Genomic DNA, 13,382 nt, shown 5'->3' with positions numbered 1-13,382 from the left:
CCGCTCGCCATTGCTCAAGCACGCAAAAAAGCAGCTGTGGAAAAGATCTCGTCTTTTCCACAGCCGCTTTTTCAGCATTCTTGATTTATTCTTCGTTCTGTTTGGTTTCGAATGCTTTCGTGATCGTCATCAGGCAACGGAAGAGGTCTTCCACGCTGTCTTCGTAGGCTTTGTTATCGGTCAGCCCGCGCACTTTATCCAACACCTTGTCTTCCCTTGATTGGTCCAGGATCGGCAGCTCGTTCTCTTTCTTGATCCGCGCAATCTCCGTAACTGCATCCATCCGGCGTTCGAATAGCTTCACCAACTCCTGGTCGATGGCATCGATTTCCGCTCTTTCCTTTTTAAACATGCCTCTTCCCCCTATCCGTTCCTTAATTTTTCTTCGTCATAATACACTTCCACGAGATACAACCCTTGCGATGGGGCTGTCGGTCCGGCTTGGCGCCTGTCCTTCACTTCCAAAAGGCGGTCGATTTCCTCGACCTTTTTCAGGCCGTCAGCAATCTGCAGCAGCGTCCCCACGAAAATGCGGATCATATTGTAGAGGAAACCATTGCCCCTGAAGGTGAAGACCAGTTCATTGTTTTCCTCGTCCTTCCTGACACTCGCTTCATAAACGGTCCGGACCAGATCGGTCTTGTCGGTTTTTGTCGAACAGAAGCTGGTGAAGTCATGCTCGCCTTCCAGTTTTTTGATGGCCTGCTCCAGATTCGCCATATTGAAGCGGTAAGGATGGTGCGTTGTATAGAGTCGTTTGAAGGGGTTCGGGAAGCGATCGAGATCGACCCGGTAAATGTATTTTTTACCCATCGCATGGTAACGCGAATGGAATTCCTCTGGAGCGAACTCCACGGATGTGACCAAAATGTCATCAGGCAGCAAGCTGTTCAACGCCCGCAGCAGATGATCCGGCTTGATCGCAGCCGGGTAATCGAAGTGGATGACTTGCCCGAGTGCATGGACACCCGAATCGGTCCGGCCGGATGCATGGATCGGAATGATCTGCCCATTCGACATTTTCTTCAAAGCCTTTTCGATTTCCGTTTGGACACTGTTGCCGTTGGGTTGGACCTGATAACCCACATAACCCGTTCCGTCATATTGCACGATGCATTTGAATCGTTGTGCACTCATTGGTGGCGTATGCCCCTTTCTTGTCTTTCTTGTCTTTCTTATCTTTCTTATCTTTCCTATATGTATGGTTATGTTTTTTTCTATTTTAAAAGGGACCGGAAGTACTACCCGGTCCCCAGACTCGTTCTATAACGGCAGATTGCCTCTGTATGCGCTCAAGATCGGAAGAACAGCAACAGCCCTGTCAGCACGACAAACGCCAGCATACTCAGCGTATCCAGCCTCTGCCAATCGAGGACGCGGTATTTCGTTCGGCCTTCACCGCCCTGATACCCACGCGCTTCCATGGCGTTCGCCAATTCATCGGCACGATTGAACGAGCTGACGAACAGCGGCACCAAGATCGGTGTGACTGCCTTCATCTGCTTCACGATATTGCCTTCACCGAACTCGACGCCGCGAGCCCGTTGCGCATTCATGATTTTCGAAGCTTCATCCATCAACGTCGGCACGAAACGCAACGCAATGGAAAGCATCAGTGCGATTTCGTGGACAGGAACCTTGAAGCGTTTCAGCGGCCCCAACAGTTTTTCGATCGCATCGGTCAACGACAACGGCATCGTCGTGAGCGTCAGCAGCGTCGAAATGAAGATGATCAGGACGAAGCGCATGAAGATAAAGGCGCCGTTGATCACCCCGAACGAAGTGACGCTGATCGGTCCCAGTTCAAAATATGTTTCACCGCCCCGTGTGAAGAGGATCTGCAGCAATACCGTGAACATGATCAACCAAATCAGCGGCTTCACACCGTTCAAGAAGACCGACAGTTTGATGTCGGAAAGGATGACGCACAGGAAAGTGAACAACGTCATGATCAAATAAGTCTGCCAGTTGTTGGCCAGGAAGATGACAATGATGAAATAGAAAGCACCGATCAGCTTCGCGCGCGGATCCAGTCTATGGACCAGCGAGTTGCCTTGGATGTAGCGCCCAAAAAGTAATTTATCCAACATCTATGCCACCCTCTTCCTTAGCGACATTTTTGGTTCCTTGGTTCTCTTTGATTTTGGCGATCAGCACAGCCGCCAGTTGTTCCGTGCGCAGCGGCCTTTCGCTTCCGAAATCGATGCCTGTCTTTTTGCTCAACGTATCGAGGAAAGCCAGTGCGGAAGGCAAGCCCAATTGTTTCTCCTGGAGCCAAGCGGCATCCTTGAAAATTTCTGCAGGCGGGCCCATCCGGACAACTGTCCCCTTCTCAAGAATGACCACATGATCCGCATAGGTTGCGACATCATTCATCTGATGCGTAACCAATACGATGGTCAGTCCGTTGTCGATATGCAGTTGATTGAACATATTCATGATTTCCCGTCTGCCCGCAGGATCCAATCCGGCCGTCGGTTCATCCAGGACCAGCACTTCCGGTTCCATCGCCAAAACTCCGGCAATCGCTACGCGTCTCATTTGCCCCCCTGAAAGGTCGAAGGGCGAGCGTTCCATGAAGGACTCATCCAAGCCGACCAAAGGCAAGACGCGCCTCACGATCGCCATTGCGTCCGCTTCGCTGACGCCGAAGTTCATCGGACCGAAGGCGATATCCTTCGCGATCGTCTCCTCGAACAGCTGCGACTCCGGAAACTGGAACACGATCCCGACTTTTTTGCGCAGGCCCTTCAGGTTTTTGTTGTTGGATTTGTTCGTTATGATGCGGTCACCGATCGTTACGCTGCCTTGTGTTGGTTTCAATAAAGCATTCAGATGCTGCGTGACCGTCGATTTCCCGCTGCCGGTATGTCCGATCAACGCTGTATAGCTGCCGTCCGGTATGTTCAGGTTCACATCATAGAGGGCCCGGTTTTCGAAAGGCGTTCCGGCAGAGTAGGAATAGCCTACTTTTTCGAAAGTAATGTCCATAACCAACTCACCATCCCTTCCTCAGTCAAATATTCTTCAGGAACTTCCAGTCCCTGTCTCTTCAATTGGTATTTCAGCTTTTCTGGGAATGGGATATCCAAACCGATATCGATGATTTCCTTGCCCAAGCTGAATATCTCTTCCGGTGTGCCAATCCGTTTCAATTGCCCGGCTTCCATCACAAAGATGCGGTTCGCCTTCGCGGCCTCGTCGATGTCATGGGTGATCGAAATCACCGTCAAATTTTCTTTTTCCTTGATTTCTTGGATGGTCTCGATGACTTCGTGACGGCCTTCCGGATCCAACATGGTCGTCGCCTCATCTAGGATGATGATGTCAGGGGACAAAGCCACGATCCCAGCGATCGCCACCCGTTGCTTCTGCCCTCCCGAAAGACGTGCCGGTTCTTTGTCCATGAAGTCGGCCATGTTCACAGCCGCTACTGCATCAGCAACGCGCTTCACCATTTCTTCGCGGGGAATGCCGACATTCTCCAAACCGAACGCAACATCGTCCTGAACGGTCGAACCGACGAACTGATTGTCCGGATTCTGGAAAACCATCCCGATTTTTTTGCGGACGTCCCAAACCGTTTCTGCATTCAAAGGAATCCCTTCAATGATCACTTCTCCGGAGTTCGCTTCTATCAAGCCGTTGATCGTTTTGGCCAAGGTCGACTTGCCTGAACCATTGGGCCCGATGATGGCGATCCATTCACCCTGCCGGATCGTTAAGGAAACGTTGTTCAATGCCGGTCTTGCATCTTCCTCTGAATAGGAAAAAGTCACATTGCGCAACTCGATAATTTCATTCATGATTGCAGTCCTACTTTCTCTATAGTTGAATCTTACTGCCCGTGACCGTTCATCCCCCCCACAGCCAAGCGGGTATAAAAAAAAGATGAAAAATACGGAAAAGGAATGTCTACTTTGTAAGTATAAACTACTCCTCCATATTTTTCATCCACTGTCTTGACACAGCGCGGAAATAAAACGCTTTTATTTTATATATCAAAAGAAACTAGAAAATATATTAGCATTTTCTAGTTTCTTTTGATAAAAAAAGCACTTTTTTTGATGAAAAAATGCCCTTCCGAAGATCATGCGATCTTCGGAAGAACCTTGAGCTAGACTAGGGAAGCCAGAAGCAAGCCCATCATCATAACACTCTATTTCATCTAAAAGTGAACGTTTCATCTTTATGCGATTGAATTATACTAATTCAATGATAACCATTGGTGCAGCATCGCCACGACGAGGTTCTGTCTTCAAGATACGTGTGTATCCGCCTTGACGTTCTGCATAGCGAGGTGCGATATCACTGAACAATTTTTGTAAAGCTGATTGAACAACGATTTTGTCATCTTCCTCACGTACATCTGCAACTTCGTTACGAACGTATGCTGCAGCTAAACGACGAGCAGATAAATCTCCACGTTTGCCTAAAGTAATCATCTTTTCAGTAGTTGAACGAATTTCTTTAGCACGAGCTTCAGTTGTAACGATGCGTTCGTTGATAAGTAAGTCAGTAGTCAAATCGCGAAGCATTGCTTTTCTTTGAGCGCTTGTGCGTCCTAATTTACGGTAAGCCATCCTAGGTTTTCCTCCTTTGTACAGTACTAGTCGTCTTGACGCAAGCCTAGATTAAGGTCATTAAGCTTGTTTTTCACTTCTTCAAGTGATTTGCGTCCCAGATTACGTACTTTGATCATCTCTGCTTCAGATTTGTCTGTCAATTCTTGGACTGTGTTGATGCCTGCGCGTTTCAAACAGTTATAAGAACGTACGGATAAATCCAATTCTTCGATAGTCATTTCCAGCATTTTTTCTTTATGTGTTTCTTCTTTTTCAACCATTATCTCAGCCTTACGGGCTTCATCGGTCAGATTAACAAAAATATTCAAATGTTCCGTTAAAATTTTGGCAGCCAAGCTGACTGCTTCTTCCGGGCTGATGGAACCATCTGTCCAGACATCCAACGTTAATTTATCATAAATATTCTTTTGTCCGATACGAGTGTTTTCAACCTGATAATTCACTTTGCTGATTGGAGTATAGATGGAGTCGACTGGCAAAACACCGATCGGCATATCTTCCGTTTTGTTATATTCGGAACGAACATAACCACGGCCATTTTTTACATCCAAGCGAACATGAAAATGTGCTCCCTCTGAAACTGTACATATATATAAATCAGGGTTTAAGATTTCCACATCGCTGTCATGGGTAATATCCGCTGCAGTTACTACTGCTGGACCTTTTACGTCAATCTCGATTGTTTTGTCTTCGTCCGTATACAATTTCAAAGCTAATTTTTTGATGTTCAGAATGATTTGGGTAACATCCTCGACAACACCATCAATCGTTGAAAATTCGTGCAGAACACCATCGATTTGGATAGTTGTTACAGCTGTACCAGGAAGTGAAGATAATAGAATTCGACGTAATGAGTTCCCAAGTGTTGTTCCATAACCGCGTTCTAGTGGTTCTACAACGAATTTGCCAAATTTGGCATCTTCGCTGATCTCAATCGTTTCAATTCTTGGTTTTTCAATTTCGATCATTTATCAATTTACCCCTTTCAAAACGTGAAGTTCATGTTAGTGAGTCCATTGCGTTTCGTTACATACAAGTACAATTCTCAATTAAACACGACGACGTTTTGGTGGACGGCATCCATTATGAGGAATAGGCGTTACGTCGCGGATTGCGGTAACTTCCAAACCTGCTGCTTGCAATGAACGAATGGCAGCTTCACGTCCAGAACCAGGACCTTTAACAGCTACTTCAACTGTTTTCATGCCATGTTCCATAGAAACTTTAGCTGCTGCTTCTGCAGCCATTTGTGCAGCATAAGGAGTAGATTTACGAGAACCTCTGAATCCTAATGAACCTGCTGATGACCATGAAATAGCATTTCCATGAACATCTGTAATCATAACAATAGTATTATTAAAAGTTGAGCGGATATGTGCTACACCAGCTTCAACATTCTTTTTTACGCGGCGTTTGCGAGCTACTTTTTTAGCCATGAAGTTTTGACCTCCTTCACTTAATTATTATTTTTTCTTACCAGTGACTGCTTTAGATGGGCCTTTACGAGTGCGTGCGTTGTTCTTAGTGTTTTGTCCGCGAACAGGCAAACCACGACGGTGACGCATTCCTCTGTAAGAACCAATTTCAATCAATCGTTTAATATTTAGGTTAACTTCACGACGAAGATCGCCTTCAACCTTTAATTTATCCACTTCAATACGGATACGGTCTAATTCATCATTCGTTAAATCACGAACGCGAGTATCTTCTGAAACCTCAGCTGCTGCTAAAACTTTTTGAGCTGTGTTCAATCCGATACCAAAAATATAAGTTAATGAAATAACTACACGTTTGTCACGCGGAACATCTACTCCTGCGATACGAGCCATTTATAGGCACCTCCTTGTTATTATCCTTGGCGTTGTTTGTGTTTGGGATTTTCGCAAATCACCATAACACGACCATTGCGGCGAATGACTTTGCATTTTTCGCAAATGGGTTTTACTGATGCTCTAACTTTCATTTAAATTCCCTCCTATTTAGTGATGGAGTGCAATTATTTAAAGCGGTAAGTAATGCGTCCACGAGTAAGATCGTACGGTGATAATTCTACCGTAACTTTATCGCCTGGCAAAATGCGGATGTAATGCATTCTAATTTTACCAGATACGTGAGCTAATACTATGTGACCATTTTCAAGTTCGACTTTAAACATTGCATTGGGCAAAGTTTCAACGACAACTCCTTCGATCTCAATTACATCGTCTTTCGCCACGCCTGCTAACCTCCTAACATTCTGTTGAGCTGATTAATCTTATGTCTTGGCAATTTTTACTCTAACTGCTAGATTATATCATAGCAAGTATCGATTGAAAAGAAATTTTCGATTAATTTCAAATGACATTTGCAACTACTCTATAATCTTTTGGATTTCAGTAAACAAGTTGTCGATGCCGATTTCGCCATCCACATTATGTACCAATCCTTTTTCGCTGTAAAATGCAATGATTGGTTTAGACTGTTCTAGATTAATCTGAATGCGATTTTCTACAGTTTCAGGCTTGTCATCTTCACGTTGATAGAATTCGTGTCCGCCACAGCGATCGCATGTTCCTTCTGTTTTAGGAGGATTGTTTTCTTTGTGGTAAGTCGCTCCGCAAGAGCGGCAAATGATTCTACCCGTTAGACGTTGCATCAAAACTTCAGGGTTCACATCAATGTTAATAACAGCATCGATTTTTTTGTCGAGTTCATCCATGATAGCTTCAAGTGCTTTTGCTTGTACGAGGGTTCTTGGAAAACCATCCAATAAAAAGCCTTTTTCAGTATCAGATTCTGCTAATCTCTCTTTAACGATCCCGTTTGTAACTTCATCTGGAACAAGTTCGCCTTTATCCATATATGATTTTGCTTCCAGGCCCAACGCTGTCTCATTTTTCATGGCAGCTCGGAACATGTCTCCTGTAGAGATATGCGGAATGTTGTATTTCGCGATGATCTTTTCAGCCTGTGTTCCTTTTCCAGCACCGGGAAGACCCATAATAATTAGGTTCATCATTTTACTGCCTCCTAAATATGTAAGAATATGTGACGAGGAAATCACTTTCCCCCCCACAAACTTACTATTGAATAAATCCTTGGTAATTACGTTTAACCATTCGACCTTCAATTTGTCTTGCCGTTTCCAATGCAGTACCTACTACAATCAGAAGACTTGTGCCGCCAAGGGCGAGCGAGTCCGGCAAATCCCACAAACCTGAGGCAATGATTGGCAATAACGCAATCAGTCCAAGAAATAGCGCGCCGACCGTACTTAATCGCATAATCATGCCGGAAATGTAATCTTCTGTCCCTTTACCCGGACGTACACTTGGAATATAGCCGCCTTGCTTTTGCAAGTTCTCTGCCATCTTCTCAGGATTGATCTGAATGAAGGCATAGAAGTAAGTGAAGACAACGATCAGTACCGTATAGATTGTTGCGCCGATGGGTTCACGGTAATTAAAGATGGTTGACAAAATTTGATACCAGCTAGCTTCACTTTGAGTTGCCGCGAAAAATCCGAGGATCGTTTGCGGGGTCATCATGAAAGAACTGGCAAAGATTACTGGAATGACTCCAGCGGAATTGATTTTTAAAGGCAAATGCGCGGATTGATTTGAGCCGGAAGCACGCTTGGAATATTGAATGGGGATTTTACGTTCAGCTTGTTGAACGTACACAACGAGTATGACCACCAATAATATTGCTGTCAAAAGCGCAACCGAGAACAATATGTTGTTCATTAAATCGGATCCTGCATCCACAAAACGATCATTGTAATAAGTGTAAAGATCTGTAGGGATTCTTGCGATGATACCCGAGAAGATGATCAATGACGTTCCGTTTCCGATACCGTGCATTGAAATCGATTCTCCGAGAAAAACAACAAGCATCGAACCTGCCGTCATCACTAACGCGATGATCATATAAGTTGTCATACCCGGATCGTTGACCAAACCCAAGTTTGAGAGTTGGTTGAAACCGATCGAAACACCGACAGATTGTACAAATGCTAAAATGACTGTCAAATATCTTGTAACTTGATTTAACTTTCTTCTACCTACTTCACCCTGTTTGGACCATTCCACAAATTTCGGAACAATGTCCATTTGTAACAATTGAACGACAATAGAAGAAGTGATGTATGGCGAAACACCCATAGCGAAAATGGAATACTGACTAAGCGCTCCACCTCCGAATGTGTTCAACAGACTGAACAAGCCTGTCGATGCCAAGTTTGTGATGGCACCCGCATCAACACCCGGTACAGTAATATGTGTTCCGAGACGGAACACAATCAACATACCTAGAGTAAAAAAGATTCTATTTCTAATGTCCTTCGCCTGAAATGCATTTTTCAGAAGAGCAAACATTAGATCACCTCAACAGTCCCACCTGCAGCTTCGATAGCTTTTTGTGCTGCTTCGGAGAATTTATTAGCTTTAACTGTCAGTTTTTTCTCAACGCTTCCGTTGCCTAAAACTTTGATGCCTGATTTTTCATCTTTGACAATACCAGTTTCAACTAATAAAGCTGGAGTAACTTCTGTACCATCTTCGAAACGGTTTAAGATTTCTAAGTTGATGACAGCATATTCCTTACGGTTGATGTTCGTGAATCCACGTTTTGGAAGACGACGGAACAATGGAGTTTGTCCACCCTCGAATCCAAGTCTCACACCGCCGCCTGAACGGGCTTTTTGGCCTTTATGTCCACGACCGGATGTTTTACCATTACCGGATGAAGATCCGCGACCGACACGGTTACGTTCTTTACGTGATCCTACAGCAGGTTTTAATTCATGAAGTTTCATAGTAACTTGGCACCTCCTTTAATCTGATGTTTATTATTTAACTTCTTCTGATATAACTAAGTGGCTTACTGTGTTGACCATGCCCAAGATAGCTGGGTTAGCTGGTTTAACAACAGATTTGCCGATTTTGGACAATCCCAAAGCTTTGCAAGTATCTTTTTGGTTTTGAGGACGTCCAATCAAGCTGCGTTTTAAAGTGATCTTTACTTCTGCCATTATGTAGTCCTCCTTATCCTAGTAATTCTTCAACTGTTTTGCCGCGTAATTTCGCAACATCTTCAGCATTTTTCAACTGTTTCAAGCCATCGATTGTAGCACGTACCATGTTGATAGGTGTGTTAGAACCAAGGGATTTGCTTGTGATATCAGCGATACCAGCTAATTCGACAACGGCACGGACTGCTCCGCCTGCAGAAACTCCGGAACCGGATTTAGCAGGTTTCAACATTACGTTACCGCCACAGAAAGTTCCGATAACTTTGTGAGGGATTGTTGATTCAGACATTGGAACTTCAATAAGGCTCTTTTTAGCAGATTCGATAGCTTTACGAATAGCTTCAGGAACCTCAGCTGCTTTACCAGTACCGAATCCTACATGTCCGTTTCTGTCTCCTACAACAACTAAAGCAGCAAAACGCAGACGACGTCCACCTTTAACAACTTTTGTTACACGATTGATCGCAACAACGCGGTCTTCTAATTCAATATGATTTGGGTCAACATAAACCATGTGTGGTTATCCTCCTTTTCTTAGAAATCTAGTCCATTTTCGCGAGCAGCTTCAGCTAAAGCCTGTACACGGCCATGGTACAGATAGCCACCACGGTCAAAGACTACTTTTTTGATACCTTTAGCAACAGAACGTTCAGCAATCAGTTTTCCAACTGCAGTAGCAGCATCAGTTTTAGTACCGGTTGCGATTTCTGTTTCTTTTGTAGAGGCACTTGCTAGCGTCACACCCGCTACGTCATCAATTAATTGAGCGTAGATGTTTTTGTTGGAACGGAAAACGTTCAAGCGTGGGCACTCTGCAGTACCAGAGATTTTTCTTCTTACGCGTGCGTGTCTAGCTTGGCGCACTTTGTTTTTATCTGGTTTAGTAATCACAATTGTCACCTCTTTAAATTTATTTTGTTGGGTCGTTCAGGAAGCAAGTAATAATAGCGGACTATTATTTACCTGTTTTACCTTCTTTACGACGGATGATTTCGTTAACGTATTTGATACCTTTACCTTTGTAAGGCTCTGGTGGGCGTACGCCGCGGATGTTGGCTGCCAAAGCGCCAACTTTAGCTTTATCGTAACCTTTAACGATGATTTTAGTGTTAGTTGGTACTTCCACTTCGATACCGTCTTCAGGTGTGAATTCAACTGGATGAGAATAACCGACGTTCAATACAAGTTTTTTGCCTTGCAATTGAGCACGGTACCCAACCCCTACTAAGTCCAATTCTTTCATAAATCCTTCAGATACACCTACAACCATGTTGTTTACCAACGCGCGTGTAGTACCATGAATGGATTTAGTGAATTTCTCTTCGTTAGGACGAGTGAAAGTAACAGTGTTTCCATCGATCTTGATGCCGATCATTTCATTAAATGTGCTAGTTAATTCGCCTTTCGGGCCTTTAACTGTAACAGTGTTACCTTGTTGAGTAACGGTTACGCCAGCTGGGATTTCGATTGCTTTATTTCCAATACGACTCACAGGGCTGCACCTCCTTTATTTTCTCTTATTTTTTTGAAAATTACCAAATGTAAGCTAATACTTCGCCGCCGATGTTTTTCGCTCTTGCTTCTTTGTCGGTGATAACACCTTCAGAAGTAGACACGATTGCGATTCCTAAACCATTCAATACTTTAGGGATGTCGCCAGTTTTAGCGTATACACGCAAACCTGGTTTTGAAATACGTTTCAAACCAGTGATGACGCGTTCGTTGTTTGGACCATATTTTAAGAATACACGGATAACACCTTGTTTGTCGTCTGAAGTGTAATCAAAGTTTTTGATGAAACCTTCAGCCTTAAGAATGTTAGCGATCTCTAATTTTGTCTTTGATGCAGGCACTTCTAAAGATTCGTGACGTACCATGTTGGCATTACGAATACGAGTTAAGAAATCTGCGATTGGATCTGTCATGACCATTTACATTATACCTCCTTTTGCGAGTATGGTTAAATTACCAGCTAGCCTTTTTCACGCCGGGAATTTGTCCTTTATAGGCAAGTTCACGGAAGCAAATACGGCAAAGTTTGAATTTGCGATAAACTGAATGTGGACGTCCGCAACGTTCACAACGAGAGTAAGCTTGAGTAGAATGTTTTGCGGGACGTTTGTTTTTAGCAATCATGGATTTTTTAGCCAATTATTATTCGCCTCCTTAGCTTATTTTTGGAATGGCATTCCAAGTTGTGTCAATAATTCTCTTGATTCTTCGTCAGTGTTAGCAGTAGTTACGATAACGATATCCATACCACGTACTTTGTCGACTCTATCATAGTCAACTTCTGGGAAAATCAATTGTTCTTTGATACCTAAAGTATAGTTTCCACGACCATCAAAAGATTTTTTGCTGATCCCACGGAAGTCACGTACACGTGGTAATGAAACTGTTACTAGTTTATCTAAGAAGTCGTACATTCTTTCGCCACGTAAAGTAACTTTAGTGCCGATAGGCATACCTTCACGTAAACGGAATGCAGCGATTGATTTTTTAGCTAAAGTGATGACTGGTTTTTGACCAGAGATCAAAGTTAGTTCTTCAACTGCTTTATCTAGGTTTTTTGTGTTTGAAACTGCATCACCCACACCCATGTTGATGACAATTTTGTCAATTTTAGGTGCTTGCATGATTGAGCTGTATTCAAATTTTTCCATCAATGATGGAACGATTTCTTTTGTGTATCTTTCTTTTAAACGGTTCATTTAGAATATCCTCCTTCCTCTAATAATTAATCAATGATTTCGCCGGTTTTTTTGGAAACGCGGACTTTTTTGCCATCTACGACTTTAGATCCTACGCGAGTAGGTTCGCCAGTTTTAGCATCAATTAACATAATGTTAGAAACATGGATAGGTGCTGCTTCTTCAAGAATTCCACCTGTTGGGTTTGTTTGAGAAGCTTTGCGATGTTTCTTGACAATATTAATGCCTTCGACAATAACACGATCTTTTTTAGGGAAAGTTTTAAGGATGACTCCTTCTTTACCTTTATCTTTTCCAGTAATGACTTTAACTTTATCACCAGTTTTTACGTGCATGCTTTGTTGCACCTCCTTCATTTATGACAGTTGATTACAATACTTCTGGAGCAAGGGAAACGATCTTCATGTAGTTGTTGTCACGCAATTCACGTGCAACTGGGCCAAAGATACGTGTTCCACGAGGGCTCTTGTCGTCACGAATGATTACACAAGCATTTTCGTCAAATTTGATGTAAGAACCATCTTTACGGTGTGCGCCGTGTTTCGTACGAACGATAACAGCTTTAACTACATCACCCTTTTTGACAACACCACCGGGTGTAGCTTGTTTTACTGTGCAGACGATTGTATCACCAATTCCTGCAAATTTGCGGTTTGAACCACCTAAAACTTTGATAGTTAACACTTCTTTAGCTCCTGAATTATCAGCAACTCTTAAGCGGGATTCTGTTTGTATCACGTCAGTATCCTCCTTCCGGATATAAAATATTTATTTGTCTGATTAGATGATTACTGATTCTTCAACAACTTCAAGCAAGCGGAAGTTTTTAGTAGCAGATAGAGGACGAGTCTCCATAATTCTAACTACATCTCCCATTTTAGCTTGGTTGTTTTCATCATGTGCCTTGTACTTTTTAGAGTACTTAACGCGTTTACCGTAAGTTGGATGTGTTTTTGTTGTAGATACTTCTACAACGATTGTTTTATCCATCTTGTCGGAAACAACTACACCTTGGTAGACTTTACGTTGGTTACGTTCTTCAGTCATTTCGTTGTGACCTCCTTTGCTGATCTA

At 43.3% G+C, this 13,382-nt stretch carries 24 protein-coding genes; all 24 read right to left on the bottom strand.

Annotated elements, in window-relative coordinates; genetic code table 11:
• Positions 1-85 precede the first annotated feature (85 nt).
• The 24 genes from C7R56_RS02025 to rpsQ all read right to left on the bottom strand — a co-directional run bounded on the left by C7R56_RS02025 (position 86) and on the right by rpsQ (position 13,355).
• Positions 86-352, bottom strand: coding sequence for a chorismate mutase (locus C7R56_RS02025; RefSeq protein ID WP_107994928.1), 267 nt, complete (start codon positions 350-352; stop codon positions 86-88).
• Between the two features lie 11 nt (positions 353-363).
• The gene (gene truA / locus C7R56_RS02020; RefSeq protein WP_107994927.1) at positions 364-1,137 is read right to left on the bottom strand and encodes a tRNA pseudouridine(38-40) synthase TruA; all 774 of its coding nucleotides are present in this window, start codon (positions 1,135-1,137) and stop codon (positions 364-366) included.
• A gap of 155 nt (positions 1,138-1,292) precedes the next feature.
• Entirely contained in the window at positions 1,293-2,090 is a 798-nt protein-coding gene (locus C7R56_RS02015) for an energy-coupling factor transporter transmembrane component T family protein (RefSeq protein WP_107994926.1), read from the bottom strand.
• Positions 2,080-2,991, bottom strand: coding sequence for an energy-coupling factor ABC transporter ATP-binding protein (locus C7R56_RS02010; RefSeq protein WP_107994925.1), 912 nt, complete (start codon positions 2,989-2,991; stop codon positions 2,080-2,082). Before C7R56_RS02010 ends, C7R56_RS02015 begins: the two co-directional genes overlap by 11 nt.
• Positions 2,967-3,806, bottom strand: a complete 840-nt coding sequence (locus tag C7R56_RS02005) for an energy-coupling factor ABC transporter ATP-binding protein (RefSeq protein WP_107994924.1) — start codon at positions 3,804-3,806, stop codon at positions 2,967-2,969. Before C7R56_RS02005 ends, C7R56_RS02010 begins: the two co-directional genes overlap by 25 nt.
• A 396-nt stretch (positions 3,807-4,202) precedes the next feature.
• Positions 4,203-4,583, bottom strand: coding sequence for a 50S ribosomal protein L17 (gene rplQ, locus C7R56_RS02000; protein WP_086626921.1), 381 nt, complete (start codon positions 4,581-4,583; stop codon positions 4,203-4,205).
• A 26-nt stretch (positions 4,584-4,609) separates the two neighbouring features.
• Positions 4,610-5,554 (bottom strand): DNA-directed RNA polymerase subunit alpha, encoded by a 945-nt coding sequence (locus C7R56_RS01995; protein WP_068558946.1) that lies wholly within the window; start codon positions 5,552-5,554, stop codon positions 4,610-4,612.
• A gap of 81 nt (positions 5,555-5,635) precedes the next feature.
• Positions 5,636-6,022, bottom strand: coding sequence for a 30S ribosomal protein S11 (gene rpsK, locus C7R56_RS01990; protein ID WP_068623076.1), 387 nt, complete (start codon positions 6,020-6,022; stop codon positions 5,636-5,638).
• A gap of 27 nt (positions 6,023-6,049) precedes the next feature.
• Positions 6,050-6,415, bottom strand: coding sequence for a 30S ribosomal protein S13 (rpsM, locus tag C7R56_RS01985; RefSeq protein WP_086626920.1), 366 nt, complete (start codon positions 6,413-6,415; stop codon positions 6,050-6,052).
• A 20-nt stretch (positions 6,416-6,435) separates the two neighbouring features.
• Complete coding sequence (rpmJ, locus tag C7R56_RS01980; protein ID WP_062470716.1) at positions 6,436-6,549, bottom strand: 50S ribosomal protein L36; 114 nt, start codon at positions 6,547-6,549, stop codon at positions 6,436-6,438.
• Between the two features lie 33 nt (positions 6,550-6,582).
• Entirely contained in the window at positions 6,583-6,801 is a 219-nt protein-coding gene (gene infA, locus C7R56_RS01975) for a translation initiation factor IF-1 (RefSeq protein WP_068558953.1), read from the bottom strand.
• Positions 6,802-6,936: 135 nt separating this feature from the next.
• Entirely contained in the window at positions 6,937-7,581 is a 645-nt protein-coding gene (locus C7R56_RS01970) for an adenylate kinase (RefSeq protein ID WP_107995078.1), read from the bottom strand.
• A gap of 67 nt (positions 7,582-7,648) precedes the next feature.
• Positions 7,649-8,941, bottom strand: coding sequence for a preprotein translocase subunit SecY (gene secY / locus C7R56_RS01965; RefSeq protein ID WP_107994923.1), 1,293 nt, complete (start codon positions 8,939-8,941; stop codon positions 7,649-7,651).
• A complete protein-coding gene (gene rplO, locus C7R56_RS01960; RefSeq protein ID WP_086626918.1) occupies positions 8,941-9,381 on the bottom strand; it encodes a 50S ribosomal protein L15 in 441 nt (146 codons plus the stop codon). Before rplO ends, secY begins: the two co-directional genes overlap by 1 nt.
• Before the next feature lie 33 nt (positions 9,382-9,414).
• On the bottom strand, positions 9,415-9,597 hold the full coding sequence (gene rpmD, locus C7R56_RS01955) for a 50S ribosomal protein L30 (protein WP_086987326.1): 183 nt from the start codon (positions 9,595-9,597) through the stop codon (positions 9,415-9,417).
• Positions 9,598-9,610: 13 nt separating this feature from the next.
• Complete coding sequence (gene rpsE, locus C7R56_RS01950; RefSeq protein WP_086987325.1) at positions 9,611-10,111, bottom strand: 30S ribosomal protein S5; 501 nt, start codon at positions 10,109-10,111, stop codon at positions 9,611-9,613.
• A 20-nt stretch (positions 10,112-10,131) separates the two neighbouring features.
• Positions 10,132-10,488: a 50S ribosomal protein L18 gene (gene rplR / locus C7R56_RS01945; protein WP_107994922.1), complete on the bottom strand. Its 357-nt coding sequence runs from the start codon at positions 10,486-10,488 to the stop codon at positions 10,132-10,134.
• Between the two features lie 64 nt (positions 10,489-10,552).
• Complete coding sequence (gene rplF / locus C7R56_RS01940; RefSeq protein WP_086987323.1) at positions 10,553-11,089, bottom strand: 50S ribosomal protein L6; 537 nt, start codon at positions 11,087-11,089, stop codon at positions 10,553-10,555.
• Between the two features lie 40 nt (positions 11,090-11,129).
• Complete coding sequence (rpsH, locus tag C7R56_RS01935) at positions 11,130-11,528, bottom strand: 30S ribosomal protein S8 (RefSeq protein ID WP_086626913.1); 399 nt, start codon at positions 11,526-11,528, stop codon at positions 11,130-11,132.
• 34 nt (positions 11,529-11,562) lie between these two features.
• Positions 11,563-11,748 (bottom strand): type Z 30S ribosomal protein S14, encoded by a 186-nt coding sequence (locus C7R56_RS01930; RefSeq protein WP_072763659.1) that lies wholly within the window; start codon positions 11,746-11,748, stop codon positions 11,563-11,565.
• Positions 11,749-11,768: 20 nt separating this feature from the next.
• Positions 11,769-12,308: a 50S ribosomal protein L5 gene (gene rplE / locus C7R56_RS01925; RefSeq protein ID WP_107994921.1), complete on the bottom strand. Its 540-nt coding sequence runs from the start codon at positions 12,306-12,308 to the stop codon at positions 11,769-11,771.
• 26 nt (positions 12,309-12,334) lie between these two features.
• The gene (gene rplX, locus C7R56_RS01920; RefSeq protein WP_068558971.1) at positions 12,335-12,643 is read right to left on the bottom strand and encodes a 50S ribosomal protein L24; all 309 of its coding nucleotides are present in this window, start codon (positions 12,641-12,643) and stop codon (positions 12,335-12,337) included.
• 34 nt (positions 12,644-12,677) lie between these two features.
• Complete coding sequence (rplN, locus tag C7R56_RS01915; protein WP_068558973.1) at positions 12,678-13,046, bottom strand: 50S ribosomal protein L14; 369 nt, start codon at positions 13,044-13,046, stop codon at positions 12,678-12,680.
• 42 nt (positions 13,047-13,088) lie between these two features.
• Entirely contained in the window at positions 13,089-13,355 is a 267-nt protein-coding gene (rpsQ, locus tag C7R56_RS01910) for a 30S ribosomal protein S17 (protein WP_086987321.1), read from the bottom strand.
• Positions 13,356-13,382 lie beyond the last annotated feature (27 nt).

Source organism: Trichococcus paludicola (genome assembly GCF_003052295.1).
GTDB classification, from domain to species: Bacteria; Bacillota; Bacilli; order Lactobacillales; family Aerococcaceae; genus Trichococcus; species Trichococcus paludicola.
This window is presented reverse-complemented; position numbering and strand designations above follow the sequence as displayed.

Excerpts from the sequence above, each read along its gene's own strand:
- C7R56_RS01995 (WP_068558946.1), bottom strand. The coding sequence starts at position 5,554 with ATGATCGAAATTGAAAAACCAAGAATTGAAACGATTGAGATCAGCGAA.
- rpsQ (WP_086987321.1), bottom strand. The coding sequence starts at position 13,355 with ATGACTGAAGAACGTAACCAACGTAAAGTCTACCAAGGTGTAGTTGTT.
- secY (WP_107994923.1), bottom strand. The coding sequence starts at position 8,941 with ATGTTTGCTCTTCTGAAAAATGCATTTCAGGCGAAGGACATTAGAAAT.
- rplO (WP_086626918.1), bottom strand. The coding sequence starts at position 9,381 with ATGAAACTTCATGAATTAAAACCTGCTGTAGGATCACGTAAAGAACGT.
- truA (WP_107994927.1), bottom strand. The coding sequence starts at position 1,137 with ATGAGTGCACAACGATTCAAATGCATCGTGCAATATGACGGAACGGGT.
- rplX (WP_068558971.1), bottom strand. The coding sequence starts at position 12,643 with ATGCACGTAAAAACTGGTGATAAAGTTAAAGTCATTACTGGAAAAGAT.
- rpmJ (WP_062470716.1), bottom strand. The coding sequence starts at position 6,549 with ATGAAAGTTAGAGCATCAGTAAAACCCATTTGCGAAAAATGCAAAGTC.
- C7R56_RS02005 (WP_107994924.1), bottom strand. The coding sequence starts at position 3,806 with ATGAATGAAATTATCGAGTTGCGCAATGTGACTTTTTCCTATTCAGAG.
- rpsH (WP_086626913.1), bottom strand. The coding sequence starts at position 11,528 with ATGGTCATGACAGATCCAATCGCAGATTTCTTAACTCGTATTCGTAAT.
- rplE (WP_107994921.1), bottom strand. The coding sequence starts at position 12,308 with ATGAACCGTTTAAAAGAAAGATACACAAAAGAAATCGTTCCATCATTG.
- C7R56_RS01970 (WP_107995078.1), bottom strand. The coding sequence starts at position 7,581 with ATGAACCTAATTATTATGGGTCTTCCCGGTGCTGGAAAAGGAACACAG.
- rplQ (WP_086626921.1), bottom strand. The coding sequence starts at position 4,583 with ATGGCTTACCGTAAATTAGGACGCACAAGCGCTCAAAGAAAAGCAATG.
- C7R56_RS02015 (WP_107994926.1), bottom strand. The coding sequence starts at position 2,090 with ATGTTGGATAAATTACTTTTTGGGCGCTACATCCAAGGCAACTCGCTG.
- C7R56_RS02025 (WP_107994928.1), bottom strand. The coding sequence starts at position 352 with ATGTTTAAAAAGGAAAGAGCGGAAATCGATGCCATCGACCAGGAGTTG.
- C7R56_RS02010 (WP_107994925.1), bottom strand. The coding sequence starts at position 2,991 with ATGGACATTACTTTCGAAAAAGTAGGCTATTCCTACTCTGCCGGAACG.
- rpmD (WP_086987326.1), bottom strand. The coding sequence starts at position 9,597 with ATGGCAGAAGTAAAGATCACTTTAAAACGCAGCTTGATTGGACGTCCT.
- rpsE (WP_086987325.1), bottom strand. The coding sequence starts at position 10,111 with ATGGTTTATGTTGACCCAAATCATATTGAATTAGAAGACCGCGTTGTT.
- rpsK (WP_068623076.1), bottom strand. The coding sequence starts at position 6,022 with ATGGCTAAAAAAGTAGCTCGCAAACGCCGCGTAAAAAAGAATGTTGAA.
- rpsM (WP_086626920.1), bottom strand. The coding sequence starts at position 6,415 with ATGGCTCGTATCGCAGGAGTAGATGTTCCGCGTGACAAACGTGTAGTT.